The following is a 26,005-nucleotide window of genomic DNA, read 5'->3' on the forward strand; positions in this document are numbered from 1 at the left end:
ATGGCGCGCAATCGTTCCCGACTAAAGTCGGTCCTACGAGCCGCTCCTACGAGAAATTCGAAATCCAGAGAGCCGGGATACCCTCAATGACCTATATCGCTGCCGAAAACCGCTACACCGACATGCTCTATCGCCGTACCGGCCGCAGTGGCTTGCTGCTGCCGGCCTTGTCGCTGGGGCTGTGGCACAACTTCGGCGACAGCACGCCGATCGACACCCAGCGCGCCATGCTGCGCACCGCGTTCGATCTGGGCATCACCCATTTCGACCTGGCCAATAACTACGGCCCGCCCTACGGCAGCGCCGAGGTGAATTTCGGCCGTTTGCTGCGCGAGGACTTCAAGGCCTACCGCGACGAATTGATCATCTCGACCAAGGCCGGCTGGGACATGTGGCCGGGCCCTTACGGCCAGGGCGGCGGTTCGCGCAAATACGTGCTGGCCAGCCTCGACCAGAGCCTGCAACGCCTGGGCGTCGATTATGTGGATATCTTTTATTCGCACCGCTTCGACCCCGACACGCCGCTGGAAGAAACCGCCGGCGCCCTGGCGACTGCCGTGCAGCAGGGCAAGGCGTTGTACATCGGCATCTCGTCGTACTCGGGCAGCAAGACCCGGGAAATCGCGGCCTTGCTCAAGCAGTGGAACGTGCCGCTGCTGATCCATCAGCCGGCCTATAACCTGCTCAACCGCTGGGTCGAAAAAGACCTGCTCGACACCACCGACGAGCTGGGTGCCGGCGTCATTGCCTTCACCGCCCTGGCGCAGGGCCTGCTGTCGGACAAGTACCTCAATGGCGTGCCGCAGGACGCCCGGGTCAACCGTCCCGGCGGTGGCTCGCTGAAGGCCGAGCACTTGTCGGAGCAGAACCTGGCCCACGTTCGCGCCCTCAACGAGATTGCCCGCAGCCGTGGCCAGAGCCTGGCGCAAATGGCCCTAGCCTGGACCCTGCGCGACCCGCGGGTGACGTCGGCACTAATCGGCGCCAGCCGTCCCGAGCAAATCGTCGAGAACGTCGCGGCCTTGAACAATCTGACGTTCAGCGCTGAGGAACTGGCCGCCATCGACCGCTTTGCAGTCGAGGGCGGCATCAACCTGTGGGCCAAGCCTTCCCTGGCGCAATAAGCCCGAGGGCAGCGGGATGTTCGGGTAATACAGCGCTCTTAGCGGCACCTGCCAGGCAATACTGAAAAACGCTGTCGGTGCCTGCTCATCGCTGGCCGGCAGCAGTGCCGGTTCGTGCATGGGTTTCCAGGCCACGCTGTAGAAGTCAGTGGCGTTGTTCATAGCCGGCCCCGCTCGATGATTCGTGGGTCGGTGGCGTTCTGCGGGGTGACCTCCCAGACGCGGGGCGCGCCCGCCGGGCGTCGGGTCGCCGGACCAAACTCCGGAGTCGGTGGTGCCTCGTCGTGGTAATGCGGGTAACGCGCCTGGAAGTCCAGTGCCGCCTGGATGATCTGCACTTCGCCGAAACGGGTCCCCCAAAAGGCTGCATTGATGGGCATCCTGTTCGGCACTCCGGTGCTGCCGTGGCCAATGGGAAAGGTGACCATCGGCCAGCCCAGCGCATTGGGCAGTTCATAGAAATTGCGCCGGGCCTGCAAGCCGGTCTTTGCCGGGTCCGGGTCAGTGCCGAGGCGCAGGCCGACATGCGCACCCAATGGCATGACCAGCATGAAATCCACTTGTCGCATGCGCAGGGCCTGATACCACAGGTCCTGTTGCTGGCGCCGCAGCAGGTCGGCCTGGACCATCACCGAGTAAGGAACCTGCTCGATGACGCCGTGAAAAAACGCCGTGTCGTACATGCGCAGCAAGGTTTCGCGGTGTGGGTCCGGGCGCTGTTCGGCAAAGTCGGCCCCGGCCTGCCAGTAATGGGCCTCGTACTGCACCGGATAGCTGGTCAGCATGGTGGGGGTCATGAACATGGCCGGGTCTTCGGTGTTGAATATCGGCGCGGCGCGGCAGTAGAGCTTGTTTTCGGGGAGGTTCATGTCCAGGCCCGGAAAGTCGATCACTCGCGCGCCCATGTCGGCCAGTTGCGTCTTGAAGCGCTCGAAGGCTTCAAGGTAGTCCGCGTCATAGGCGCTGGAGGGCGGCAGGCCGGCCGTCTGAGGGAACATCCAGTCGGTTTGTGGAATGCCGATGGTGATCCCGCGCAGCGGTGTGGGGTCATTGCGCGGCGCGCACGGCAGTTCCAGCGCCGGAATGGGCGCCGACAGGGTCAACGGGTCGTTGACAGGGTCCAGGCCACTGATGATCGAGAGGATCAGCGAGGCATCGCGCACTGAACGGGCGATCGTGCCAGGCACATCCCAGCCCATGGTCAGTGGCATCAGGCCTGCGGTCGAGGCCAGGCCCAGCGAGGGCTTGATACCGCTGGCGCCATTGGCGGCAGCAGGAATGATCAGCGAACCACCGGTTTCCTCGGCCAGTGCCCCGGCACACAGGCGGGCGACCGGAGCAATACCGGAGCCGGAGCTCGAGCCACCCGGCACGCGGGTCTGATCCCACGCATTGGCACCGAAATCACCGTCCACGCTGCCGGAGAACTCCGAGCAGATGGTGTGACCGATCAGCACCGCGCCCTGTTCGCGCAGGCGGGCCACAATAGTGGCGTCCCGCAAGGCGACATTGGTGTCGAAAGCGTGGGTGCCATTCTTGCTTTCACGCCCGTGAATGGCGATGACATCCTTGGCGCCCAAGGCAATGCCGCACATGACCGGCGCCGGGCCGCGTGGATCATCGGGGTTGCTCAGCCACTGATCGGCCCAGCGCGACTGGGTCAGGGCTTCTTGTGCATCGATACGCACAAAGGCATTGAATCCGCCGTTGTCGTCGTACACCTCGAAGGGGCCGTTGTGGTTGTAGATCTGCGCCAGGTAGGCAATGGTCACTTGCTCGGCGGTTAGCTCGTTTGTGCGAAACAGCACGGCCATTTCGACTATTTCGTAATCCACGATGCGGTTGCGCAACTTGAACGACGAACGTGCCGGCAGGCAGGCGAGCAACCGTGCATTGACGGCGCGCAGCTCTGGATAGAGGGTGTAATCCATCACGATCAGCTCCTTGAAGCCCTGAGAGACAAGGCCGTTTCAAGGAGCTAATCAGCGAATGTTGCAGCCGTAAACTGACAAAAATACCAGCATGCCCCGCCACGCCTTGCTGGCCGGGCGTACCCTTTGGTCAGCTGTCCTCGCCGTCGTCGTCGTCAGCACCGTCGACTTTCATGCCCAGCTCTTTGATCTTGCGGGTCAGCGTGTTGCGACCCCAGCCGAGCAATACCGCTGCATCGCGGCGACGGCCGGCGGTGTGCTTGAGGGCGGTCTCGATCATGATCCGTTCGAAGGCCGGGACGGCGCTGTCGAGCAGGTTGGACTGGCCACGCGACAGAGCCTGATCGGCCCACTGACGCAGGGCTTGTTCCCAGTTGGTGACGGGAGCGGCGTCCTGCGGAACGTTGAGCAGCTCTGGCGGCAGGTCGCTGACGTGCACTTCACGGCCCGAGGCCATGACCGTGATCCAGCGGCAGGTGTTTTCCAGTTGCCGCACGTTGCCCGGCCACGGCAGGTGCTTGAGGTATTCCTCGGTCTCGGTCTTGAGCAGCTTGGGCTCGACCGCCAGCTCCTGGGCTGCGCGGCTGAGAAAGTGCCGGGCCAGGGTCGGGATGTCTTCGCGACGGTCCGACAGGCGCGGAATATGGATGCGGATCACGTTCAGGCGATGGAACAAGTCTTCGCGGAACTTGCCGGCATGCACCAGGGTTTCAAGGTTCTGGTGAGTCGCCGCGATGATGCGCACATCGACCTTGACCGGCGTGTGGCCACCGACCCGGTAGAACTCGCCATCGGCCAGTACGCGCAGCAGGCGGGTCTGGGTGTCGGCAGGCATGTCACCGATTTCATCGAGAAACAGCGTGCCGCCGTCGGCTTGCTCAAAGCGGCCACGGCGCAGGTTGGCCGCGCCGGTGAAGGCACCTTTTTCGTGGCCGAACAGCTCGGACTCCATCAAGTCCTTGGGGATGGCGGCCATGTTCAGCGCAATGAACGGGGCGATGGAGCGCGGGCTGTGACGGTGCAGGGCATGCGCCACCAGCTCCTTGCCGGTGCCGGACTCGCCGTTGATCAGCACGGTGATGTTGGAGTGGCTCAGGCGCCCGATGGCGCGAAACACTTCCTGCATCGCCGGTGCTTCACCGATGATTTCCGGGGTGCGGGCAACTACTTGCGGTACATCCAGGCCCTGTTGTTCCTGGGCATGCTGGTTGGCACGCTTGACCAGCGACACCGCTTCGTCGACATCGAACGGCTTGGGCAGGTACTCGAAGGCACCGCCCTGGTAAGAGGCCACGGCACTGTCGAGGTCCGAATGCGCGGTCATGATGATCACCGGCAGGCGCGGGTGCTGCTCGCGAATCTTCGCCAGCAGGTCCAGGCCGCTGGCGCCGGGCATGCGGATATCGGAAATGATCACATCCGGCTGCTGGCGGGCCAGGCGGCTCATCACGCCATCGGCGCTGTCGAAGCTCTGCGTGGTCATGCCTTCCTGTTGCAGGGCTTTTTCCAGCACCCAGCGGATGGAACGATCGTCATCTACGATCCAGACAGTTTCACTACGGCTCATGTCGAAGCGGCTCCTTGTTCCAGCGGCAGGAAGATCGAGAAGTTGGTGTGGCCGGGATGGCTTTCACACTCGATCAGGCCCTGGTGCTGGCTGATGATGTTCTGAGTAATGGCCAGGCCCAGCCCGGTGCCGTCGGGACGGCCGCTGACCATCGGGTAGAAAATGGTTTCCTGAAGCTCGGGCGGGATGCCGGGACCGTTGTCGATGATCTCGACCTTGCTGACCAGCCGGTGGCGGATGTGGCCGATGGTGAACTGGCGCATGGCCCGGGTGCGCAGGGTAATGCGGCCCAGGCGCAGCTCGTTCTGGCTGCCAATGGCCTGCATGGCGTTGCGCACGATATTGAGCACGGCCTGGATCATCTGCTCGCGGTCGATCAGCACATCGGGGATGCTCGGGTCATAGTCACGCACCAAAGTGATGCGCCCCTGGCTTTCGGCATCCACCAGGCTGCAAACCCGTTCGAGCACTTCATGGATATTGGTCGAAGCCAACGAGGGCAGCTTGTTGGAGCCCAGCATGCGGTCGACCAGGTTACGCAGGCGGTCGGCCTCTTCGATGATGACGTTGGTGTAGTCCTTGAGGCTTTCTTCGGGCAGCTCGCGGGCCAGCAGCTGCGCCGCCCCGCGAATGCCGCCCAGCGGGTTCTTGATCTCGTGGGCCAGGCCGCGCACCAGCATCTTGGTGGTTTCCTGCTTGGACAACTGAGCCTCTTCCTTGGTGATGCGCAGCAGGCGATCACGCGGGTGGACTTCGAGCAGCAGCAGGGTTTCGCCCTTGTTGAGGATCGGGGTGACGGCGTAATCGACAGTCAGGGTCTGGCCGGTCAGCGCCGTGAGCATGGCCTCGCGCTTGGTGAACGGGTGCGCATGTTCCACCGCCTGGCGAAGCGAACTGAGGGCTTCGGCGGACTCGGTGAACAGTTCGCTGATGAACTGCCCGTGGCTGCGCTGACCACTGATGGCCAGGAGCATTTCTGCGGCGGGGTTCATGTACTCAAGACGCAGGTCGGCGTTGAGCAGGATCGTCGCAGTGGTCAGATTGTCGAGTAACAATCGGTGCAGCGCGTCGCTGATAGTCATGAATCCGGGTGACCTCTTTTGGCACATTGCAATCACGAACTGTAACGCTGGCAGGATTTGCCAGCCTGGGCACTGTCATCAAGACGGTGCGTAACGCAGTGCTGTGCCGGGTGAAGTTGCAAGAACCAAACCAAGGCTCCGAAAAGAAGCGGCCGTTCAGCAAAAACCGGGCTTTTATTGTGCCCTTGTTGAAAGCCTACGCCCGTTGCCCGACAAAATTGAACCGAAGTGGGGCTATACGCCAGTGCGTCGGATTATTTATGCACTAGTTTAGTGCTTTGTGGTGTTTTGGTGCGCCGATGCCGAACTCTTCGCGAGGTCTGCGCCATTTCAGAGAAACGGCAGCCAGCTGCTTTTTTGCTCTGGCTTGTCCTTGAGCGGGCATTCTGGGCGCACGCCGTACTCCACGATCTGGCAGGGATTGGCCAGGCGCTTCTGGGTCAGGGTCTGGCGTTGCAGGTGGAAGGGCTGGTTGGGGGTCTTTTCCTGCAGGTGGCCGTCCTGGTCGAGGATTTCCACCGACAGCTGGTGCGTGCCGCGGTCGATATTGCTCAGCGGGAATACCGGGCTGCGTCCCGGTGCCGCAACCGGCTGGCCATCGAGCAGCAAGCGGTAGGCATGGTCTTCCTGCAGGGCCGGTTCGCTGCTCACCGTAACGATCAGGTTGCCTTCGACACTGCGCATGATGGCATCGGGTTCAGGCACCAGAATACGCAGCAGCGTGTAGCGCACGGCCGGTCTGGTTTTGACCGGGGAAGGCGGGCTGACCTTTACGTTGCGGGTGGGCGGCGTGGCGGTCATGTTATTGCTCGGGGCTACGTCCACGCGCTTGGCGTTTTTATGTGGCTGGTCGGTGAATACCCGATTGCCCTGGGCATCGATGTAGGTATAGATCTCGGCGGCCATCAACGGGCTCGACAGCATCAGGCATAGCGACAGGGCGCGGACAAGGCTCACTTCAAGGCCTGCCCGCAGCGACGCGCATGATACTCAGCGTCACGTTCGGGCTCTGCTGGATGACGCGCCGGGCATCGTGCACCAGCACCGCAAAGCTGTGCTCGCCACGCTCCAGATTCACCACTTGCAGGCGCGGCAGGTTGCTCGGCTGGCCATACGGGTTGCCGTCGACCAGCAGTTGCAGGCGATGGCCCGGTTGCAGGCGCGGCTCGACCGCGACATTGAGGGTAAAGGTGCCGTCGTTGGCGCGCACCGCGGCGTCAGCGGGCAGGTCGGTCAGTTCCAGGCGCTGATAGGCAGGTTGGTCGGCCGGGTTTTGCGTGGGCTCGCTGACCGGCGCCATGGGGCGCTGGGCCTCGACGCTGTTGAGCGGCTTGAGCTCGACCGCTTCGGCCTTGGTGCCGTCGGGTGGCTGATTGCTGAAGGCAGTGTTGCCATTGGCATCGGTGTACTTGTAGATCTGCGCCATGGCGGGCACGCAGATCAACAGCAGCAGGCAGGCGAGGTAACGGCGCATGGACTTCTCGACATCAATGGGCGCGATGGGCAACCAGCATAATGCACATTGGCGCGTATTGCGTGAGTCCCTCAGTTGTGGGAGGGAGCTCTGCTCGCGATCGGCTGCGCTAGCAGTCGTAAAATTCTGTGAGCGCTTCGCACTCAATCGCCAGCAGAGCTGCCTCCCACAGTCTGATGCTTGCTGCGCGACAGCGCGGTGCCAAGGCTAAACTGATCAGTATTACTCAGTAATCTCTCGCCTGATCGAACCATCGTTGTGCCACAGTTTCGGTCACGCCCAGGCGCACGGCATCGGCGCACTGACTGAGCTGCCAGACCGCTTCGCCCAGGTCTTCGCGCTCGCGGGTCTCGATGCCCTTGAAGGCATTGAAGCTGCGGACGAAGGTGGTGACAGCGGCTTGAGCCTGCGCCAGATCTTGCGCATCGCCCAGTTGCACCAGGGCGTGGTCGAAAGCCTGGTTGGCCAGTGTGGCCTGTCGCTTCGGCCAGGCCGAGAAAGGCCGGCCAAACTCGGCTTGCCACCACTGCGGCTTGCGTAGCTGGCTGACCGAAGCATGCCCGGTCCACGCGCGCTTCTTGAGCTGCTGGCGCAGGCGCTTGCCGGTGTTTTCCTCGACATTGAAGGCGATGAAGCTCTCAAGCTTCGGCCAGGTGTCGAGCGCTGGCAGCGTGCTCAGCTCAGGCATGAAGCGCAATTGCAGGCTGTGCAAACCAGGATGATTGGCCAGTTGCTCGAAATCGCAGAAATGCCCCCACAGGCTCAGCGACGCAAGGTGCGGAAAACGCGCCAGGCACTTGAGTGAAATCGGCTGCGCCATCGGGCCGTTATGCAGCGTCAGGTTGTCGACGCCATGCAGGTCGCCCAGATCGGGCAGCACGTAGGGCTGCGAGGTTTTACGGGCGAGGGTGGCGGGCGCCAGCGCCAGATCAGTCGGCAAGTCGCCGTCGGTGCTGAGGCGGGCCAGATCGCCTTCGACTCTCAAGTGGCGAGACGGCCAGACCTCGTGGCTGGGCAAGGTCAGGTGCAGGTGCCCGCCCGGCTGGCTCAGGTCCAGCGACAGTTGGTGAATATTGCTGTGGCGGGCATCGATCCGCGTGTCCCTGGGCAGGATCGGTGTCCAGTTCAGGGTTTCGATCGGGCGCTTGCAGGCCCAGTCGAAGAACCCGCTGTCGCTGCCGGTGTAACTCAGCACGCGCGGCCAGGGCGTGCCGGCCGGGGTGCTGAAGGCGTCGAACACGCTCCAGTCCGGCTGCTCATGCGCTTCCAGGTGCAGGTCGGCATTTTTACCCAGTGCCGCAGGCCCCATGCGCAACAGGCCAACGCCCGGCTCGCGCTTGAGGGTATGGCTGGCGGGGCCGGTCAGGTCGATGAGGTGCTGCGCGTCTTTGGTCATGAGCGGCAGGATAACGCTGCGCGCACAAACGAAAAAGGCCACCCGAAGGTGGCCTCTTTGTTGCGCGGGGCTGACCCCGCGCACTGCAATCAGCAGCTGTAGTACAGATCGTATTCCAGAGGGTGTACGAAGGTGCGGACTTTGATTTCTTCGTGGCTTTTCAGCTCGATGTAGGCATCGATGAAGTCGTCGGAGAACACGCCGCCCTTGGTCAGGAACGCACGGCCCTTGTCCAGCTCTTCCAGGGCTTCTTTGAGGCTACCGCAAACCTGTGGAATCTCTTTGGCCTCTTCAGGCGGCAGGTCATACAGGTTCTTGTCGGCAGCATCGCCTGGGTGGATCTTGTTCTGGATACCGTCCAGGCCGGCCATCAGCAGAGCTGCGAAGGCCAGGTACGGGTTGGCAGCCGGATCCGGGAAGCGGGCTTCGATACGACGGCCACGTGGGCTGGAGACGTAAGGAATACGGATCGAGGCGGAACGGTTACGTGCCGAGTAGGCCAGCATGACCGGGGCTTCGAAGCCTGGGACCAGACGCTTGTAGGAGTTGGTCGACGGGTTGGTGAAGCCGTTCAGGGCCTTACCGTGCTTGATGATACCGCCGATGAAGTACAGGGCAGTGTCGGACAGGCCGGCATAGCCTTCGCCGGCGAAGGTGTTCTTGCCGTCTTTGGCGATCGACAGGTGGACGTGCATGCCCGAACCGTTGTCACCGTACAGAGGCTTCGGCATGAAGGTAGCGGTGCGGCCATAAGCGTCGGCAACGTTGTGAACAACGTACTTCAGGGTCTGGACTTCGTCAGCCTTCTTGACCAGCGTGTTGAATTTCACGCCGATTTCGTTCTGGCCGGCAGTGGCCACTTCGTGGTGGTGCACTTCGACGAACTGGCCCATTTCTTCCAGTGCGTTGCACATGGCAGTACGGATTTCGTGGTCGTGGTCGACCGGTGGCACCGGGAAGTAGCCGCCTTTGATGCCTGGACGGTGGCCTTTGTTGCCGCCTTCGACTTCCTGGTCAGTCATCCACGAGCCTTGCTCGGAGAAGATCTTGAACATGGAGCCAGAGATGTCGGACTTGTATTTGACCGAGTCAAAGATGAAGAACTCCGGCTCAGGACCTACGAAGACGGTGTCACCGATACCGGTGGTCTTCAGGTATTCCTCGGCGCGGTGAGCGATGGCGCGTGGATCGCGATCGTAACCTTGCATGGTCGAAGGTTCGATAATGTCGCAGACCAGGATCAGGGTCGGCTCTTCGGTGAACGGGTCCAGTACTGCGGAGTCGTCGTCCGGCAGCAGGATCATGTCGGAGGCTTCGATGCCTTTCCAGCCTTCAATGGAGGAACCGTCGAACATCTTGCCGACTTCAAAGAAGTCGTCGTCCAGCGCGTCGCGCGCCGGCATGGTGACGTGCTGCTGCTTGCCTTTGGTGTCAGTGAAGCGCAGATCAATCCATTTAACGTCATGATCTTTGATGAGTTGAACCGACTTCGACATGGTGTCCTCCGGGTGACTTGAGGCCTTTTCTTGGTATTGGCCCCGACGATTTGGGTGATGCACGGCGCAGAATACTCTGCCATGGCAACCTGCCTCACAAGGGAGCAAATTGCATGCCAGTGCCCCGAGTTGGGTTGAGCGCCCCAAATACAAGCGTTTACCGCTATCAGAGAGATTTTTCGCGAAATATATGCACCGTAATGATGCTGATATTGCCTGAAGTGTGCGTTTTTGGTGCGCCGATGATCGGGCGTACGATAACTGGTTAAACCTTGAGCAATTTCCGCTATAATCCGCGCCCCTCTTTTTTAGCTGGCCCCACGCGCATTGTTTCTATGAAACTGATCGTCAAAGTTTTCCCCGAAATCACCATCAAAAGCCCGCCGGTGCGCAAGAAGTTCATTCGCCAGCTGGCCAAGAACATCCGTGTCGTCCTGCGTGAGCTGGATGCGGACATTGTCGTGGGCGGCGTGTGGGACAACCTTGAGGTCGAAACCCGGCTGACGGATCCGAAGATCCTGCACGGCATCACCGAGCGCCTGAGCTGCATGCCCGGCATCGCCAACTTCCTGCAGGTGGCCGAATACCCGCTGGGCGACTTCGATGACATCGTGGCCAAATGCAAGACGCATTACGCCGACCTGCTGCCGGGCAAAATGTTTTCGGTGCGCTGCAAGCGCGCCGGCAGGCACACTTTCACGTCGATGGAAGTCGAGCGCTACGTGGGCAGCCAGCTGCGCCGCGAATGCGGGGCCGCCGGCATCGAGCTGAAACAGCCCGAACTGGTGGTGCGCATGGAAATCCGCGACCAGCGCCTGTTCGTGATCCACAGCCAGCATCAGGGCCTGGGCGGTTATCCGCTGGGCGCGCTGGAGCAGACCCTGGTGTTGATGTCGGGCGGTTTCGACTCCACCGTGGCGGCTTACCAGATCATGCGCCGTGGCCTGGTCACGCATTTCTGCTTCTTCAACCTGGGCGGCCGCGCCCACGAGCTGGGCGTGATGGAAGTCGCGCACTTTATCTGGAAAAAATACGGCAGCTCCCAGCGTGTACTGTTCATCAGCGTGCCGTTCGAGGAAGTTCTGGGCGAAATTCTGCAAAACGTCGACGACAGTCATATGGGTGTAGTGTTGAAGCGTATGATGTTACGCGCAGCCTCCGCCATGGCTGACCGACTGGAGATTGATGTGCTGGTCACCGGCGAGGCGATTTCCCAGGTGTCGAGCCAGACCCTGCCGAACCTGAGCCTCATCGATTCGGCGACCGACAAGCTGGTGCTGCGTCCGCTGGTGGCGACCGACAAGCAAGAGATTGTCAACCTGGCGACGAAGATCGGCACCGCCGAGTTCGCCCGGCACATGCCTGAATATTGCGGGGTGATTTCGGTCAACCCCAAGACCAATGCCAAGCGCAACCGCGTCGAGCATGAAGAAACCCGCTTCGACATGGCGGTGCTGGAGCGTGCTCTGGAGCGCGCCCGGCTGGTGACCATCGATCAGGTAATCGATGATCTGGGTCAGCATGTCGAAGTTGAAGAAGTCCAACAGGCCCTGGCAGGCCAGGTCATCGTCGACATCCGTCACCCGGATGCCCAGGAAGACCAGCCGTTGCACGTGCCGGGCGTGGAAGTACAGACGCTGCCGTTCTATGCACTGAACAGCCGTTTCAAGGAACTGGACGGTAATCGCCAGTACCTTTTGTATTGCGACAAAGGCGTCATGAGCCGCCTGCATGCTCACCATCTGCTCAGTGAGGGGTATGCCAATGTGCGCGTATATCGACCGAGCTAAGTGCCCGGGGCTGTTTGCCTGTGGCTTGCGTCACCGGCCCCCCGACGCCTTGCGGCATCGGCCGACGCCTTGAAGCTTCAAACGCTAATCGCTGACCCTTGTCGGGCAGCAAACCGAATCCTCTGATCGAGATACACAAGTGATCGAAAATCTCCGCAACATCGCCATCATCGCCCACGTTGACCATGGTAAAACCACCCTGGTAGACAAACTCCTGCGTCAGTCCGGCACTCTGGAGCGCAACGAGCTCAACGACGAGCGCGTGATGGACTCCAACGACCAGGAGAAAGAGCGCGGTATTACCATTCTGGCGAAAAACACCGCCATCAACTGGAACGGCTACCACATCAACATCGTGGACACCCCGGGCCACGCCGACTTCGGCGGTGAAGTAGAGCGCGTCATGTCGATGGTCGACTCCGTGCTGCTGCTGGTCGACGCTCAGGACGGCCCTATGCCGCAAACCCGTTTCGTGACCAAGAAGGCCTTCGAAGCCGGCCTGCGTCCGATCGTGGTCATCAACAAGGTTGACCGTCCAGGCGCGCGTCCGGACTGGGTTCTGGACCAGATTTTCGACCTGTTCGACAACCTGGGCGCTACCGAAGAACAACTGGACTTCCAGGTTGTTTACGCCTCGGCCCTGAACGGCATCGCCGGTCTGGACCACACCGCCATGGGCGAAGACATGACCGCGCTGTACCAGGCGGTTGTCGATCACGTTCCGGCGCCAGCCGTTGACCGTGACGGTCCGTTCCAGATGCAAATCTCGGCACTGGACTACAACAGCTTCCTGGGTGTTATCGGTGTTGGCCGTATCGCCCGTGGTCGCGTCAAGCCGAACACCCCGGTGGTCGCCATCGACGCCGACGGCAAGCGCCGCAACGGTCGTATCCTGAAGCTGATGGGTCACCACGGTCTGCACCGTGTAGACGTTGAAGAAGCAGCTGCCGGCGACATCGTCTGCATCAGCGGCTTCGACGAGCTGTTCATCTCCGACACCCTGTGCGACCCGTTGAACGTCGAAGCGATGAAGCCTCTGACCGTCGACGAGCCAACCGTTTCCATGACCTTCCAGGTCAACGACTCGCCATTCTGCGGTAAAGAAGGCAAGTTCGTGACCTCGCGTAACATCAAGGATCGTCTGGACAAGGAGCTGCTGTACAACGTTGCCCTGAAAGTTGAAGAAGGCGACAGCGCTGACAAGTTCAAGGTTTCCGGCCGTGGTGAGCTGCACCTCTCGGTACTGATCGAAACCATGCGTCGCGAAGGCTTCGAGCTGGCCTTGGGCCGTCCTGAAGTGATCATCCGCGAAGTGGACGGCGTCAAGCAGGAACCGTTCGAAAACGTCACCATCGACATCCCTGAAGATTCGCAGGGCAAGGTCATGGAAGAGATGGGCCTGCGTAAGGGCGACCTGACCAACATGGTGCCGGATGGCAAAGGCCGTGTTCGTCTGGAATACAACATCCCTGCTCGCGGTCTGATCGGTTTCCGTAACCAGTTCCTGACCCTGACCAACGGTGCTGGCATCCTGACCTCGATCTTCGATCGCTATGACACCGTCAAGTCGGGCCACATGTCCGGCCGTCAGAACGGCGTACTGGTTTCGGTTGAAACCGGCAAGGCACTGACCTACTCGCTGGAAACCCTGCAAGCGCGCGGCAAGCTGTTCGTCGAGCACGGCCAGGAGATCTACAACGGTCAGATCGTCGGCCAGAACAGCCGCGACAACGACCTGGGCGTCAACCCTACCAAGGGCAAGAAGCTCGACAACATGCGTGCTTCGGGTAAAGACGAAACCATCGCTCTGGTTCCACCAGTGAAGTTCACTCTGGAACAGGCTCTGGAATACATCCAGGAAGACGAGCTGTGCGAAGTCACGCCGAAGTCCATCCGTCTTCGCAAGAAGATCCTGGACGAAAGCGAGCGTACCCGCGCTGCCAAGAAAGCCAAGAACTGAGTAATCGGTTCAAGCGCTGACTAGAAACGCCCCCGGTCGCAAGGCCGGGGGCGTTCTTGTTTGTGGCTTTCGGCTGCGTATTGAAAAACACCGCCCATCTGTATCTCTCGCCCGCCTCACCTATCCCTCACCCTGTCCCGAACAGCCACATGACTGAACCGGGAAGCGCAAAACCATGGCACCACTGTTGTTGCAACTTTCACCCGTCGCGCTGGTGATTGCCTTGATCCTCATCCTGCGCAGGCCGCCGGTGCAGGCGGCGTTCATGGGCGTGGTGCTGGTGCTGCTGTTGTGGCAGGCCGGCGTCGCGGCGCCCTGGTCGCTGGCCCTGTCGGCCGTCATCGCGCAAGACACCACGATTCTGTTTCTGAGCACTGCGTGCGTCATCGTGCCGGGGCTGGCCTTTGTCATTCAGGTGGAGCAGCGCGGCGCGCCTGCCGCGATTGGCGAATGGGTCAAGGGACTGGGCTGGAAGCCTGCCGCGCAGGTGATTTTCATTGTGCTGGGCCTTGCGCCGTTGCTGGAGGCCATGACCGGTTTCGGCGTGTCGCTGATTGCCACCGTGCCGCTGCTGATGGGCCTGTTCGGTCGGGCGGCCGGGATGAAAATCGCCTTGGCGGGCATGGTCATCATGCCGTGGGGCACGCTGGGCCTGGCGACTTCGATTGGCGCCTTGCTGGCGCACCTGCCGGCGCACACCCTGGGCAGCCATTCGGCGCTGATCAGCGCGCCGGTGTTTTTCTGCCTGGCAGCCATCGCGTTGTGGCAGGCCGGCATTTGCAAGGTTGCGCCGTGGCTGGGCCTGCTGCTGATGACGGCGCTGTTCATTGCGGTGCTGTATGCGATCAACCGCTGGGTCGGGCCTGAAGTGTCCGGCGTGCTGGCGGCGCTGGCCGTCGCGGGCGTGGGCCTGGGGCTGTCATTTGTACAGCGCAAAAGCCTACTGCGCTGGCCCGAGGCAGCCTGGCCTTATCTGGCATTGCTCGGCATCGTGGTGCTGTCACGGGGGATTTTTGTGCTGAGCGGTTGGGACGAGCTCTGGGTCATCAAGGGCGAGCGCGTGTCGTGGAAACCATTGGCGTCGCCGGGGCTGGCGCTGTTGATCGTCAGCGTGCTGATGTCGGTTCGGCCCGCTGCCGCGCAAGGCTTTGCCTGGGGTGCATTGTTCAAGCGCAGTCGCTTTCCGGTCTTGAGCATCCTGTTGTTCCTGCTGCTGTCGCAGGTCATGGTCAACGCCGGTTTTCTGCTGGAGGCCCAGCGCTTTCTGCAATCGCTGTCCGGCGTATCGCTGGCGCCCACGGTGGCGCTGTTCTCGGGGGTGGCCGGCTATGTCACCGGCTCCAATGTCGGCGGCAACACGCTGGTGATGCCTTCGGTCATGGCATTGTCCGGCGAGCACGGTGCCTGGCTGGCAGCGATGGTCAACAGCGCCGCAGGGCATGGCGCGCTGGGGTCGTTGTCGATTCTTTCGCTGATCACCGGGCTGGCGGCGGCCAGCCGGCAAGAAGAACACCACCTGGTGCGCTTCGGTTTTGCCCTGGTGCTGCTCAACATTGTCATCGTCGCGGTGATGGGCGCTGTGCTACTTTCCTGGCCTTGAAATCCACACCGTCCAGCAAGAGCCACCATGCACAGCTTCGATGTATCCGCCAAACGCTGGCATGTGGTCAGGGACTGGGTCATCCGGCAAATCGACGGCGGCGAATGGGCCTGCGAGGCGAAACTGCCTTCAGTGCGCACGCTGGCGCGGATGTTCGATACCAGCATCACCACCGTGCAGCGTGCCCTGGCTGACCTTGAAGCCGATGCCTGGATTTTCAGTGTGCCGCGAGTCGGCTATCGGGTGGCGCGTATCAGCGCCTCCCGTGGCTTCGACCTTTCCGGGGTGACGGTCAACGTCAACCATGCGGTGGTCGAGATGCTCGCCCAGGCGGCCAGCCATGACACGCCGTCCTTGAGTTCGGCCGTGCTGCACGCTGACCTCGCCCCTGATGTGCTGCTGAACAAATGCCTGGTCGCGGTCGCCAGGACCGACGCCGCCTTGAGCGGTCTGGTCGCACCGCCGGGCCTGGCGGCACTGCGCCGGCGCATCGCCGGGTTGATGCTGGCGCGCGGCGTGGTCTGCGGCCCGGAAGACATTCTGGTGACCAGCGGCGACACCACGGCGCTGGAGCTGGCGCTGGAGGCGGTGGCGCCCAAGGGCGCGACGGTGGCCATTGAAACCCCGACCTACTACGGCATCCTGCAAACCCTCGAACGCCTGGGCCTGCGCGCCTTGCCGATTCGCACTGATGCGCAGCAGGGTCTGGACATCGACCACCTTGAAGAAGCGCTGAAGCAGAAAAGCGTGGCGGCGATCTTTCTCAACCCCACCTTGCAGAACCCGCGCGGCTTCATTATGGGCAACGACGCCCGAGCACGTCTGGCGCAACTGGCCAGCGCGGCGAGCGTGCCGATCATCGAGGACGACATCTTTTTCGACCTGGTGCCCGAGGTGGATCGCCCGCGGGCGATCAAGAGTTACGATGCGTCCGGCAACACGCTGTATTGCTCATCGTTTTCCAAGACCGTGGCGCCCGGTTACCGGGTGGGCTGGTGCGTGCCGGGCAAGTACCGCGATGCCATCCTGGCGCAGATGTTCTCGCGCAACCTGGCGGTGTCGAGCATTGCCCAGCATGTGCTGAACGAGTTCATCGGGCGTGGCTACATGGAAGAACACCTCGCCAGATTGCGCGCCCGGCTGAGCGAGGTGACGGCGACGGTCGAGGCACTGGTGCGCAGTGATTTTCCGCCGGGCACACGCTATGTGCCGCCACGCGGCGGGTTTATTCACTGGTTTGAATTTGCCGCACAGACCGACATGGACGCCTTGCAGCGCCTGGCGCGTGAGCGCGGCTGTCCTGTGGCGGGCAGCGGAATCTTCTTTGCCGATGGCCGCTGTGCAACGGGGTTGCGGGTGTGCCTGGGCACCACGCTGTCGCCAGATGTCGTGCAGCGCCTGAAAACCCTGGCGGCCTGCGCGCATCTGGCGAGGGCGGCTTAGAACTTGATCGGTGCCCGCGCCGAGCTCTGGTTCAGCGCGCTGCTGCTGTTGTTACGCTCGACAGCCTTGGGCTTGTAGGCGCAATAGCCGGGGCGTGGGCCGATCTTGGGATGGCTGCGGCAGGTGTCGGGACGTTTTTCGTAGATGGTGCACAAGCGGCTCTTGCGGTCCAGGTACAGGCAATCGTTGTTGCTCATGCGCTGCAGGGTGAAAATCCCGCTCTTCTGGTTGTAACGCTCGATGGTGCCTTCCTTGAGCAGGCGCTTGGCGATGTTCTTCGGCGGCTCGCCGCTCTCGAACTCATCGACCACGCCGATGCGGATCAAATCCTTGATCTTCACTTCCACCGGCAGCGTGCAGCAGCTGGAAATACAGCCTCCGCACATGTGGCTGGCGTATTTGGCCCAGGTTTCAAGGCGGTCGATTTCAGCGGCGGCAATCAGGGTCGGTTTCATTATCGTTTCTGGAGGCGGACATCACGGGCGCGGGATGATACCGGTCCGCAGGGCTTTGCAGTAGCGATAGATGATGTGTGGCGCTACGTATGTAGCACCTGCGCCAGTTCTTCCAGGGTTTCCTGCCGTTCTGCCTGGCTCAGCCGTGGATGGGCATTGAGCGCCGACCATTGCGGGTGCGCACGGGCCTTGCGCAGCGGCTCGGGCAGTTTGCCTTTGCGCCATTGATCATCCTGCGGCGTATCAAGCTCGATGCTGCTCATCGCTGCATGGCCGCGTACGCCCAGCGCCTGCAATAACTGGCGCTGACGCAACGCCAGCAAGCGCAGCACGGCATCGTCGACGGTCAGCTCGCGCTGGCCCTTGAGTTTGCCCAGCAGGCGGCCGCCGTAACTGCGGGCAGTCAGCAGGGCGCCGCCGGCAATCGCGCCGACCAGCGCGGCCGCGCCCAGCGTGATGCCGCCGACCAGCAGGTCGACCCCGGCACCGGCTGCCGCACCGGCTGCCACGCCACCGCCCACGCGCACGCCGAGCAAACGCAGGGTTTCCGGGTTGAACAGGTCATTGCCCCAGCGCCCGTCGAGCAACGGCAAATGGCTGGCCGCCGCATCCTGCACGCGAAAGGCGTACAGCGTCAGCAGGCTTTCGACGCAGCGCTGTTCACGTTGGCGAATTGCCTGGTGCAACGCTTCGATGGCCTGGCGTTCGGGTTCTTCGCGGGACTCGACACTGCGCCGGCAGGCCGCGCAGTCGATCAGCAGGTCGGCGATCAGTCGCGTGGCGCTGTGATAACGCGCCTGGCGTTGCACCTCGATATCGGCAATCAGTGTTTCCAGGCGCGGGCGGGCGCTTTCCAGCAGCAGGGCCAGGCTTTCATACAGCCGCCGCTCGCCGTCCTGCGGCGGCGCGACGCTGTCGAAACGCACCAGCGCATGCAGGCCCAGGCGCGACAGCGCATCGCGCCACTCGGCTTCGCGCTGCTGCGGGCTGCTGACGAAATTGAGCACCGGCAACAGCGGTTTGCCACAACTGGCGAGCACCGCCAGTTCATCGCGGTACTTGGCCAGCACCGGCTCGCGGGCGTCGATCACGTACAGCCCGGCGTCGCAGGTCAGCAACTGGCGCAGCACCTTGGCTTCCTGTTCGAAGCGCTGGCGCGCCTCGCTGCCTTGCAGAAACTTCGCCAGCCGCGCCGGACCGTCCAGGCGCTGCTCGGCGGCCAGGCGTTCCAGGTAGTCGAGCAGGTCGATGGCGTCTTCCAGCCCCGGCGTGTCGTACAGCTCCAGCAGCGCCTGGCCGTCCACCGACAGCCGCGCACCTTCGACGTGCCGCGTGGTGCTGGGGCGATGCGACACCTCGCCGAACGTGACATCGCGGGTCAGGGTGCGCAGCAACGAGGTCTTGCCGACATTGGTATGGCCGACCACGGCCAGCTTCAGGGGCTGCAGGGTTTCAGTCATGGCCTGTCTCCAGCCAGCTCATCGGGGCGTTGTCGGTGTACGCCAGTGGCAGGTCGCGCAGTGCCACCTGCCAGTCATCCAGCCGTTCCGGGTCCAGGTGCTGGCCGGTAGGCGCCGGCAGCAACCACACCCGTGTATCGCCGGCACTGCGCGCCAGCTCGGCAATCAGCGCCAGGCTGCCGCGATCCGGCGAGCGGCGCGGGTCGCAGGCGATCAACAGGCGTGCCGGCGGCGTGTGCGCCAGTTGCTCCAGCAAGTGCCGGCGCGACTCTCGGCTGTCGAGTACACCGGCATTCGCCACGTTATCGGTGTGTTGCGGTGGCCAGGGTTGTTGATCGTCCAGCTCGATCGCCACCATCACCGCACCTGCGCTGGCAAATGCTGCCGCTGGCGCGCTGACCTGATGCAAATGCTCAGGTGCGGCGTCGTTTACCCCAAGCCGCTCGCTACTCGGCATCAGGCGCTCGCGCAATTGCAGGTAAGCCGGGTCGTTGAGGTCCAGCTTCAGGGCCTCGCGACCACGCCGCCAGCGCCACAGGCACAGCAACGTCAGCAGCAAACGCGGCAGGATGCCATAGACCAGCAGCACGCCGACCAGCCAGGCGGCCCAGCTTTGCCGGGCCTCTTCCAGGCCTGCAAGGCTGTTGCCGCTGGCGCGGATCATCTCGGCGTCCGGCACGCTGAAACCCAACAGGGCCGGCAACGTGCCCAGGGTCTGGGTCAGGCCGACAAAGGTCTCGCTGCCCAGAATCGTGGTTTCCCAGACAAAGCCGTAACGCCGCGTGGCCATCAACGCCAGCATCACCACCAGCGCACTGACCAGGGCCAGCAGCCATAGCGCGTTGCTCAACAGCCCCAAGGCCCAGCGCTCCAGGCGCTGGCGTTGCAGCAGCACCAGCAAGGCGGGTGCCAGTTGCACGGCCTGCGCGTCGCGGGCCAGCCGGTCGCTGAGCCATAACCACAGCTGGCCCAGGTTGCCGACCGTATGCCGCGCGAACAGCATGCCCAGCCCCCAAGCGAGCAACAGCAGCAGGTTGATGCCCAGCAAGCTGCCCAGCGCCCAGAACACATTGACCGGCGCACGGCCATCGCCCAGCGCGGCAAAGGCCAGGCCCGCACCGCTGATCACCGAAAGCACCATCAAGGCCAGCAGGGCCAGACGCGCACCTTGCTTCCAGCGCCGTAGCGCCTGGGTCATGCCGTCGCGTTCGGCCAGCCACAGCGCGCGTTGCTGCACGCGGGTGGTCAGGTCGCCATTGGCAACGCGGGCCAGACGGCACGCTTCCAGGTCATCCAGCGGGCCGGCCTGGGCCTCGCGCAGGCGCACGGCTTCGGTCAGCCATAAGGTATCGAGGGAAGTCAGGGCAGTCACACAGCGTCTCTTCAAGAAATACCGACAGGCAGCATACCTTTGTGATGAAGCTTGGTGGGCAACAGTTCCTTGGGCTCTGGTATTCTCGCCGCCATGAAAAAACAACTCCCACTCAGCCTGATCGCCGCCCTGGCCGAAAACCGGGTCATCGGCATCGACAATTCCATGCCCTGGCATTTGCCGGGGGATTTCAAATACTTCAAGGCCACCACGCTGGGCAAGCCGATCATCATGGGCCGCAAGACCTGGGATTCGCTGGGCCGCCCGCTGCCCGGCCGCCTGAACCTGGTGGTCAGCCGCCAGGCCGGTCTGCAGCTTGAAGGCGCCGAAGTGTTTGCCTCGCTTGAAGCCGCGGTGGTCCGTGCCGAGCAATGGGCGATCGAGCAGGGCGTCAGCGAAGTGATGCTGATCGGCGGCGCGCAGCTGTACGCGCAGGGCCTGGCGGATGCTGATCGCCTGTACCTGACCCGCGTCGAACTCAACCCTGAAGGCGATGCCTGGTTTCCCGAGTTCGATGCCACGCAATGGCAACTCGTTTCGACCCAGGCCAATGCGGCCGAAGACGGCAAGTCGGCGTATCACTTCGACGTCTGGGAACGACGTAGCGACTAAGGCAACGCTTGACATCTTTCGGTCATAAAAGTGTCGCTTTGACGGGCGGATGTCGCAAACGGAAAACTGCCTGACGGGATCGGACTCGAAGCAGTCGCAGGCGCGCACAAGCTGAAACAGGATTTTGTTAGGGTCGACCTCATCTACCACGAAGGGGACACCAACGATGAAGTTTCAGCCAGGATTATTAACGGCCGCGCTCTGCCTGGGTTTGGGTCTGACATTGGCGGGTCAGGCTTCGGCCACCGATCTGAAGCACTGGCCGGAGCCTGCTGCCAAGGCGCTGGACGCGATGATCGCGGCCAACGCCAACAAGGGCAACTACGCGGTGTTCGACATGGACAACACCAGCTACCGCTTCGACCTCGAAGAGTCGCTGCTGCCGTACATGGAAAGCAAAGGCCTGATCACCCGCGACACGCTTGATCCCTCGCTGAAACTGATCCCCTTCAAAGACACCGCCGAGCACAAGGAAAGCCTGTTCAGCTACTACTATCGCCTGTGCGAACTGGACGACATGGTCTGCTACCCATGGGTGGCGCAAGTGTTCTCGGGCTTCACCCTCAAGCAGCTCAAGGGCTATGTCGATGAGCTGATGGCCCTGGGCAAGCCGATTCCGGCCACCTATTACGAAGGCGACACGGTCAAGACCCTCAATGTCGAGCCACCCAAGGTCTTCACCGGGCAGACCGAGCTGTACAAGAAGCTGATGGAGAACGGCATCGAGGTCTACGTGATGACCGCCGCCTCCGAAGAACTGGTGCGCATGGTCGCCTCCGATCCCAAGTACGGCTACAACGTCAAACCGGAAAACGTCATCGGCGTCACCATGCTGCTCAAGGACAAGAAAACCGGCGAACTGACCACCGCGCGTAAACAGATCAGCGCCGGCAAGTACGACGCCAAGGCCAACATGGACCTGGAAATCACCCCGTACCTGTGGACCCCGGCGACCTGGATGGCCGGCAAGCAGGCCGCGATCCTGACCTACATCGACCAATGGAAAAAGCCGGTACTGGTCGGCGGCGACACGCCCAGCAGCGACGGCTACATGCTGTTTCACGGTGTCGACGTCAACAAGGGCGGTATCCACCTGTGGATCAACCGCAAGGACAAGTACATGAAACAGCTCGACGGCATGATCAAGAGCAACGCCGAGGCCCAGGCCAAAGAAGGTTTGCCGGTGACGGCGGACAAGAACTGGGTGGTGGTGAAGCCGGAAGAGATTCAGTAAGGCCGGCCCCTTTTCAGTCCACATAAAAAAACCGGCGCCAGGCGCCGGTTTTTTATTCGCTAAAACTCACTCACAGACCGTCGAGCAGTGCCTTGTTGCGCACTGCGCCCTTGTCGGCGCTGGTGGCCAGCAGGGCGTAGGCTTTCAGGGCGGTGGTCACCTTGCGTGGGCGGACTTCGACCGGTTTCCAGCCTTTGGCGTCCTGTTCGACGCGGCGGGCGGTCAGTTCTTCGTCGCTGATCAGTAGGTTGATCGAGCGGTTCGGGATGTCGATCAGCACCTTGTCGCCATCGCGAACCAGGCCGATGGCGCCGCCGGCAGCGGCTTCAGGCGAAGCGTGGCCGATGGACAGGCCGGAGGTGCCGCCCGAGAAACGACCATCGGTCAGCAGGGCGCAGGCTTTGCCCAGGCCCTTGGACTTCAGGTAGGAGGTCGGGTAGAGCATTTCCTGCATGCCCGGGCCGCCTTTCGGGCCTTCGTAGCGGATGATCACGATGTCGCCGGCCTGCACTTCATCGGCAAGGATGCCGCGTACCGCGCTGTCCTGGCTTTCGAAGATCTTGGCGTTGCCTTCGAAGACGTGGATCGACTCGTCGACGCCGGCAGTTTTCACCACGCAGCCGTCCAGAGCGATGTTGCCGTACAGCACGGCCAGGCCGCCTTCTTTGGAGTAGGCGTGTTCGAAGCTGCGGATGCAGCCGTTCTCGCGGTCGTCGTCCAGCGATTCCCAACGGGTCGACTGGCTGAACGCGGTCTGGGTCGGGATGCCGGCAGGACCTGCCTTAAAGAAGTGGTGCACGGCTTCATCGCGGGTCTGGGTGATGTCCCATTTGGCGATAGCCTCTTCCATCGAGCGGCTGTGTACGGTCGGCAGGTCGGTGTGCAGCAGGCCGCCACGGGCCAGCGAACCCAGAATGCTGAAGATGCCGCCGGCGCGGTGCACGTCTTCCATGTGGTACTTCTGGATGTTCGGCGCCACTTTGCACAGCTGTGGTACCACGCGCGACAGGCGGTCGATGTCGCGCAGGTCGAAGGCGATCTCGGCTTCCTGGGCGGCAGCCAGCAAGTGCAGGATGGTGTTGGTCGAGCCGCCCATGGCGATGTCGAGCATCATGGCGTTCTCGAACGCCTTGAAGTTGGCGATGTTGCGCGGCAATACCGACTCGTCGTTCTCGCCGTAGTAACGCTTGCACAGCTCGACGATGGTACGGCCGGCCTGCAGAAACAGTTGCTCACGGTCGCTGTGGGTGGCCAGGGTCGAACCGTTGCCCGGCAGCGCCAGGCCCAGGGCCTCGGTCAGGCAGTTCATCGAGTTGGCGGTGAACATGCCGGAGCACGAACCGCACGTCGGGCAGGCGCTGCGCTCGTATTCGGCAACTTTCTCGTCGCTTGCAGTCGAGTCGGCGGCGATCACCATGGCATCGACCAGGTCCAGGCCGTGGCTGGCCAGCTTGGTCTTGCCGGCTTCCATCGGGCCGCCGGACACGAAGATCACCGGGATGTTCAGGCGCAGGGCGGCCATCAGCATGCCGGGGGTGATCTTGTCGCAGTTGGAGATGCACACGATGGCGTCGGCGCAGTGGGCGTTGACCATGTACTCAACGGAGTCGGCGATGATCTCGCGGCTCGGCAGCGAGTACAGCATGCCGTCATGGCCCATGGCGATGCCGTCGTCCACGGCAATGGTGTTGAATTCCTTGGCCACGCCACCGGCGCGCTCGATCTCGCGGGCAACCAGCTGCCCCAGGTCCTTGAGGTGCACATGGCCCGGCACGAACTGGGTGAAGGAGTTGGCGATGGCGATGATCGGCTTCTTGAAGTCGTCATCCTTCATGCCTGTGGCGCGCCACAGTGCACGGGCCCCGGCCATGTTGCGGCCGTGGGTGGAAGTCTTGGAACGATAATCAGGCATTGGAACACTCCGGCAAAGCAGGCTAATCAGTAAGGGGAGTGAGCTTCTATTGGCGCCGCAGACACTGGCAGTGACCGGATGTTGCGAAGACACCGACTACCATGGGATCACCGTGTAATCGGCCTGAGCTCATAAACCCGCCGGGGGTGACTGGCGATGAATAGGCGCGATTCTACACCTCTGGGGGGTGTTGCGGACAATCTGTGGTGCTGGCTGGTTGCGATCCGCACGACTGGCGAGTCGGCTTGCGCCGGGTGGTGCTTCACTTCAGCCGGTAAGCCGTCGCCATCTTCAAGTATTTCACTGAGGGTGTCGTCTGTGAAATACAGCGATTCTTTTATGCAAAATATAAGCCCCGAAAAGAAGGGCGGTGCTTTGAATCAGGATGAGTGTGACGACACTTCCAGCTTTCCATGGAAGTATATAAAGAACAGGGGTGACTACGGCGAGCATAATGATACTGATCGCCATGTGTGGAAGCAGGGTATCATGTTGGGCGCGAAGATGAGCCATTGTTAGTGCTAGAAGTGCATTGGAAAATAAGAAAGCCATCATCGCAACGTAAAGCGTTGTAGAATAGTTTATCGTATTGTTTCCATAAATCGAAAAGGCAAAATCTGCAATCGGTGAAAAAATTATCATAAGTGTAAATGTCAATGCTGTGGCCCATACTAATCCAGTGTGATAACTCGTTTCGGGTTTGGTCAGTTGCCTGCTGATATAAAGACTGTGGATTTGGCTAAGTGCTATGCTAGGTATTGCAATGATGCTGATGATGCTCATGAGTACTGAAAATTGCGCGGCAAGTATGATGTTGCTTGTGGTCAATCGTTCAATGATTAAGTAAAAATAGATTTTTTGTCCTGCAAGACCAGTGGCTATAGTTAGTCCTTTATTTGTTAATTCACATGCGGTGATCCGAGCTTGAGCAATTGATATGAAGCTGTAGCCTTTGCTCATGCTTAACAAACATATAAGCGACAGCGCTTCTGTGATGAAAAAATATGAGATGGCATAATAGACGAAGTTTTTTTCAGTGCTGTAGGTAAATGCTGTTATAAGGAAGAGTGAGCCTATCAGTGTAATGCGAATTTTTATTTTTGAATAATGATTGGCTTTGTTGTTGGCTTCGTGGAATAGCTGAAGGAATAAGTTGATTGGAAGTAATGCTGTTGCCGGTATGTAGATTGTTGCAAGGAAAGCGAATGTTTGGGTGTCAATATTATCTAGATTGAAGAAATTGATTGCTGCTGAAAAGGTCAAAATACAAAGCAGTACGGTAACGCCTGATAAGTATAATGCTGTTGTGAAGGCTCCCGTAAAAAAAGCACGTTTTTTTTCTTCATCATTAGCTAGAAGTGAAGTGATGTTTCCTGATGTGGCAACCAGCATCGAAGTGGTGGCTGACACAATCGAGAACAACGCAAGGAGGTAAGAGGTGACTACCAAGTCCGTTGGGTTTTTATGAGCGATCAATGAAAAGATCAACGAAACACCCAGTAATGGGAATGTACGATTTAAAGTGAACGCGGGGAGAGACTTTAGCATGAAGGTGTTGTACTTCATGTCAGGTCTTCCCAAATAGAAAGTATAGGGCTGCCGAATTCTTTTTGATGAAGGTGCTGTGTGATTTCAAATGCCGTGTTCAGGTTTTTGGCATCTTGAAGTCCCCGGGTACCGAAATAGGGGTTGTGATGGAAGTAGTTACCAAAAATCTTGGTGCAATCTTCAGTATATTTTAGCGTGTCTAGAATGTGTTGATGCCAAACCTCATCAATTTCAAGTGAGGGTGGGATCACAGGGTATAATCCTAAATATTTCCTGTTTAAAAATAAGAAGTTTTTGTAATACTGAATTGCAATTTCACTTTCAGTTGTGCTCCATGTTCGACATATAAGCTTGCTTCCTGAGCAAAGCTTTTTGTGGATCATGGATAAATCCATTTTTTCTATGTGATAGATTGCCTCTTCAAGTGCAGGCTCTGCATTGGTTTTGACATGCTTCATATGTGGGAGTGAGTCAACTATTTTTTCATAATTTTTGTTCATGGTTTGTTTCTCCCCTATTACACTGCCTGCGAATGCAGGCAGTGTAATA

At 60.9% G+C, this 26,005-nt stretch carries 20 protein-coding genes; 7 read left to right on the top strand and 13 right to left on the bottom strand.

What is annotated here, in order from left to right; genetic code table 11:
- Positions 1-86: 86 nt before the first annotated feature.
- Positions 87-1,124: an L-glyceraldehyde 3-phosphate reductase gene (gene mgrA / locus ACYAS9_RS07585; RefSeq protein ID WP_463567699.1), complete on the top strand. Its 1,038-nt coding sequence runs from the start codon at positions 87-89 to the stop codon at positions 1,122-1,124.
- A gap of 158 nt (positions 1,125-1,282) precedes the next feature.
- Here the strand turns inward: mgrA and ACYAS9_RS07590 are convergent, their stop codons facing one another.
- From ACYAS9_RS07590 to glnA, 7 genes are all read right to left on the bottom strand, one after another.
- The gene (locus tag ACYAS9_RS07590; protein WP_463567700.1) at positions 1,283-3,055 is read right to left on the bottom strand and encodes an amidase; all 1,773 of its coding nucleotides are present in this window, start codon (positions 3,053-3,055) and stop codon (positions 1,283-1,285) included.
- Positions 3,056-3,185: 130 nt separating this feature from the next.
- On the bottom strand, positions 3,186-4,622 hold the full coding sequence (gene ntrC / locus ACYAS9_RS07595) for a nitrogen regulation protein NR(I) (protein WP_463567701.1): 1,437 nt from the start codon (positions 4,620-4,622) through the stop codon (positions 3,186-3,188).
- A complete protein-coding gene (gene glnL, locus ACYAS9_RS07600; RefSeq protein WP_459742530.1) occupies positions 4,619-5,704 on the bottom strand; it encodes a nitrogen regulation protein NR(II) in 1,086 nt (361 codons plus the stop codon). The genes ntrC and glnL overlap by 4 nt, the downstream gene beginning before the upstream one ends.
- Before the next feature lie 330 nt (positions 5,705-6,034).
- The gene (locus ACYAS9_RS07605) at positions 6,035-6,628 is read right to left on the bottom strand and encodes a DUF4124 domain-containing protein (RefSeq protein ID WP_463567758.1); all 594 of its coding nucleotides are present in this window, start codon (positions 6,626-6,628) and stop codon (positions 6,035-6,037) included.
- Between the two features lie 34 nt (positions 6,629-6,662).
- The gene (locus ACYAS9_RS07610; RefSeq protein WP_463567702.1) at positions 6,663-7,178 is read right to left on the bottom strand and encodes a DUF4124 domain-containing protein; all 516 of its coding nucleotides are present in this window, start codon (positions 7,176-7,178) and stop codon (positions 6,663-6,665) included.
- Positions 7,179-7,404: 226 nt separating this feature from the next.
- A complete protein-coding gene (locus ACYAS9_RS07615) occupies positions 7,405-8,616 on the bottom strand; it encodes a hypothetical protein (protein WP_463567703.1) in 1,212 nt (403 codons plus the stop codon).
- 47 nt (positions 8,617-8,663) lie between these two features.
- A complete protein-coding gene (glnA, locus tag ACYAS9_RS07620; RefSeq protein ID WP_463567704.1) occupies positions 8,664-10,070 on the bottom strand; it encodes a glutamate--ammonia ligase in 1,407 nt (468 codons plus the stop codon).
- A gap of 335 nt (positions 10,071-10,405) precedes the next feature.
- On the opposite strand from glnA, the gene thiI reads away from it, so the two are divergent.
- The 4 genes from thiI to ACYAS9_RS07640 all read left to right on the top strand — a co-directional run bounded on the left by thiI (position 10,406) and on the right by ACYAS9_RS07640 (position 16,863).
- Positions 10,406-11,860 carry a tRNA uracil 4-sulfurtransferase ThiI gene (gene thiI / locus ACYAS9_RS07625; protein WP_463567705.1) on the top strand — a complete coding sequence of 485 codons (1,455 nt, stop codon included), beginning with the start codon at positions 10,406-10,408 and terminating at the stop codon, positions 11,858-11,860.
- A gap of 139 nt (positions 11,861-11,999) precedes the next feature.
- Positions 12,000-13,820, top strand: coding sequence for a translational GTPase TypA (typA, locus tag ACYAS9_RS07630; protein WP_459742538.1), 1,821 nt, complete (start codon positions 12,000-12,002; stop codon positions 13,818-13,820).
- Positions 13,821-13,995: 175 nt separating this feature from the next.
- Positions 13,996-15,420 carry an L-lactate permease gene (locus ACYAS9_RS07635; protein WP_463567706.1) on the top strand — a complete coding sequence of 475 codons (1,425 nt, stop codon included), beginning with the start codon at positions 13,996-13,998 and terminating at the stop codon, positions 15,418-15,420.
- Between the two features lie 27 nt (positions 15,421-15,447).
- Positions 15,448-16,863, top strand: a complete 1,416-nt coding sequence (locus ACYAS9_RS07640) for an aminotransferase-like domain-containing protein (protein WP_463567707.1) — start codon at positions 15,448-15,450, stop codon at positions 16,861-16,863.
- Here ACYAS9_RS07640 and ACYAS9_RS07645 read toward each other — a convergent pair.
- The 3 genes from ACYAS9_RS07645 to ACYAS9_RS07655 all read right to left on the bottom strand — a co-directional run bounded on the left by ACYAS9_RS07645 (position 16,860) and on the right by ACYAS9_RS07655 (position 20,150).
- Positions 16,860-17,318 (bottom strand): YkgJ family cysteine cluster protein, encoded by a 459-nt coding sequence (locus ACYAS9_RS07645; RefSeq protein ID WP_459742543.1) that lies wholly within the window; start codon positions 17,316-17,318, stop codon positions 16,860-16,862. The two genes, ACYAS9_RS07640 and ACYAS9_RS07645, sit on opposite strands and share 4 nt — an antisense overlap.
- 83 nt (positions 17,319-17,401) lie before the next feature.
- On the bottom strand, positions 17,402-18,778 hold the full coding sequence (locus ACYAS9_RS07650) for a DUF3482 domain-containing protein (RefSeq protein WP_463567708.1): 1,377 nt from the start codon (positions 18,776-18,778) through the stop codon (positions 17,402-17,404).
- Positions 18,771-20,150: a DUF2868 domain-containing protein gene (locus ACYAS9_RS07655; RefSeq protein ID WP_463567709.1), complete on the bottom strand. Its 1,380-nt coding sequence runs from the start codon at positions 20,148-20,150 to the stop codon at positions 18,771-18,773. Before ACYAS9_RS07655 ends, ACYAS9_RS07650 begins: the two co-directional genes overlap by 8 nt.
- A gap of 93 nt (positions 20,151-20,243) precedes the next feature.
- On the opposite strand from ACYAS9_RS07655, the gene ACYAS9_RS07660 reads away from it, so the two are divergent.
- Positions 20,244-20,762, top strand: coding sequence for a dihydrofolate reductase (locus ACYAS9_RS07660; protein ID WP_463567710.1), 519 nt, complete (start codon positions 20,244-20,246; stop codon positions 20,760-20,762).
- 166 nt (positions 20,763-20,928) lie between these two features.
- Positions 20,929-21,996 carry an HAD family hydrolase gene (locus ACYAS9_RS07665; RefSeq protein ID WP_463567711.1) on the top strand — a complete coding sequence of 356 codons (1,068 nt, stop codon included), beginning with the start codon at positions 20,929-20,931 and terminating at the stop codon, positions 21,994-21,996.
- Positions 21,997-22,066: 70 nt separating this feature from the next.
- Here the strand turns inward: ACYAS9_RS07665 and ilvD are convergent, their stop codons facing one another.
- From ilvD to ACYAS9_RS07680, 3 genes are all read right to left on the bottom strand, one after another.
- A complete protein-coding gene (gene ilvD, locus ACYAS9_RS07670; RefSeq protein WP_463567712.1) occupies positions 22,067-23,908 on the bottom strand; it encodes a dihydroxy-acid dehydratase in 1,842 nt (613 codons plus the stop codon).
- Positions 23,909-24,208: 300 nt separating this feature from the next.
- Positions 24,209-25,474 (bottom strand): hypothetical protein, encoded by a 1,266-nt coding sequence (locus tag ACYAS9_RS07675; RefSeq protein ID WP_463567713.1) that lies wholly within the window; start codon positions 25,472-25,474, stop codon positions 24,209-24,211.
- On the bottom strand, positions 25,471-25,956 hold the full coding sequence (locus ACYAS9_RS07680; RefSeq protein ID WP_463567714.1) for a glycine-rich domain-containing protein: 486 nt from the start codon (positions 25,954-25,956) through the stop codon (positions 25,471-25,473). The genes ACYAS9_RS07675 and ACYAS9_RS07680 overlap by 4 nt, the downstream gene beginning before the upstream one ends.
- Between the last annotated feature and the right edge of the window lie 49 nt (positions 25,957-26,005).

The sequence above is a fragment of the Pseudomonas sp. HP_08 genome (genome assembly GCF_055284095.1).

Bases quoted from the DNA above. Each gene is read 5' to 3' on its own strand.
- mgrA (WP_463567699.1), top strand. From the start codon at position 87: ATGACCTATATCGCTGCCGAAAACCGCTACACCGACATGCTCTATCGC.
- ACYAS9_RS07590 (WP_463567700.1), bottom strand. From the start codon at position 3,055: ATGGATTACACCCTCTATCCAGAGCTGCGCGCCGTCAATGCACGGTTG.
- ntrC (WP_463567701.1), bottom strand. From the start codon at position 4,622: ATGAGCCGTAGTGAAACTGTCTGGATCGTAGATGACGATCGTTCCATC.
- glnL (WP_459742530.1), bottom strand. From the start codon at position 5,704: ATGACTATCAGCGACGCGCTGCACCGATTGTTACTCGACAATCTGACC.
- ACYAS9_RS07605 (WP_463567758.1), bottom strand. From the start codon at position 6,628: ATGCTGTCGAGCCCGTTGATGGCCGCCGAGATCTATACCTACATCGAT.
- ACYAS9_RS07610 (WP_463567702.1), bottom strand. From the start codon at position 7,178: ATGCGCCGTTACCTCGCCTGCCTGCTGCTGTTGATCTGCGTGCCCGCC.
- glnA (WP_463567704.1), bottom strand. From the start codon at position 10,070: ATGTCGAAGTCGGTTCAACTCATCAAAGATCATGACGTTAAATGGATT.
- thiI (WP_463567705.1), top strand. From the start codon at position 10,406: ATGAAACTGATCGTCAAAGTTTTCCCCGAAATCACCATCAAAAGCCCG.
- ACYAS9_RS07635 (WP_463567706.1), top strand. From the start codon at position 13,996: ATGGCACCACTGTTGTTGCAACTTTCACCCGTCGCGCTGGTGATTGCC.
- ACYAS9_RS07640 (WP_463567707.1), top strand. From the start codon at position 15,448: ATGCACAGCTTCGATGTATCCGCCAAACGCTGGCATGTGGTCAGGGAC.
- ACYAS9_RS07645 (WP_459742543.1), bottom strand. From the start codon at position 17,318: ATGAAACCGACCCTGATTGCCGCCGCTGAAATCGACCGCCTTGAAACC.
- ACYAS9_RS07650 (WP_463567708.1), bottom strand. From the start codon at position 18,778: ATGACTGAAACCCTGCAGCCCCTGAAGCTGGCCGTGGTCGGCCATACC.
- ACYAS9_RS07660 (WP_463567710.1), top strand. From the start codon at position 20,244: ATGAAAAAACAACTCCCACTCAGCCTGATCGCCGCCCTGGCCGAAAAC.
- ACYAS9_RS07665 (WP_463567711.1), top strand. From the start codon at position 20,929: ATGAAGTTTCAGCCAGGATTATTAACGGCCGCGCTCTGCCTGGGTTTG.
- ilvD (WP_463567712.1), bottom strand. From the start codon at position 23,908: ATGCCTGATTATCGTTCCAAGACTTCCACCCACGGCCGCAACATGGCC.
- ACYAS9_RS07675 (WP_463567713.1), bottom strand. From the start codon at position 25,474: ATGAAGTACAACACCTTCATGCTAAAGTCTCTCCCCGCGTTCACTTTA.
- ACYAS9_RS07680 (WP_463567714.1), bottom strand. From the start codon at position 25,956: ATGAACAAAAATTATGAAAAAATAGTTGACTCACTCCCACATATGAAG.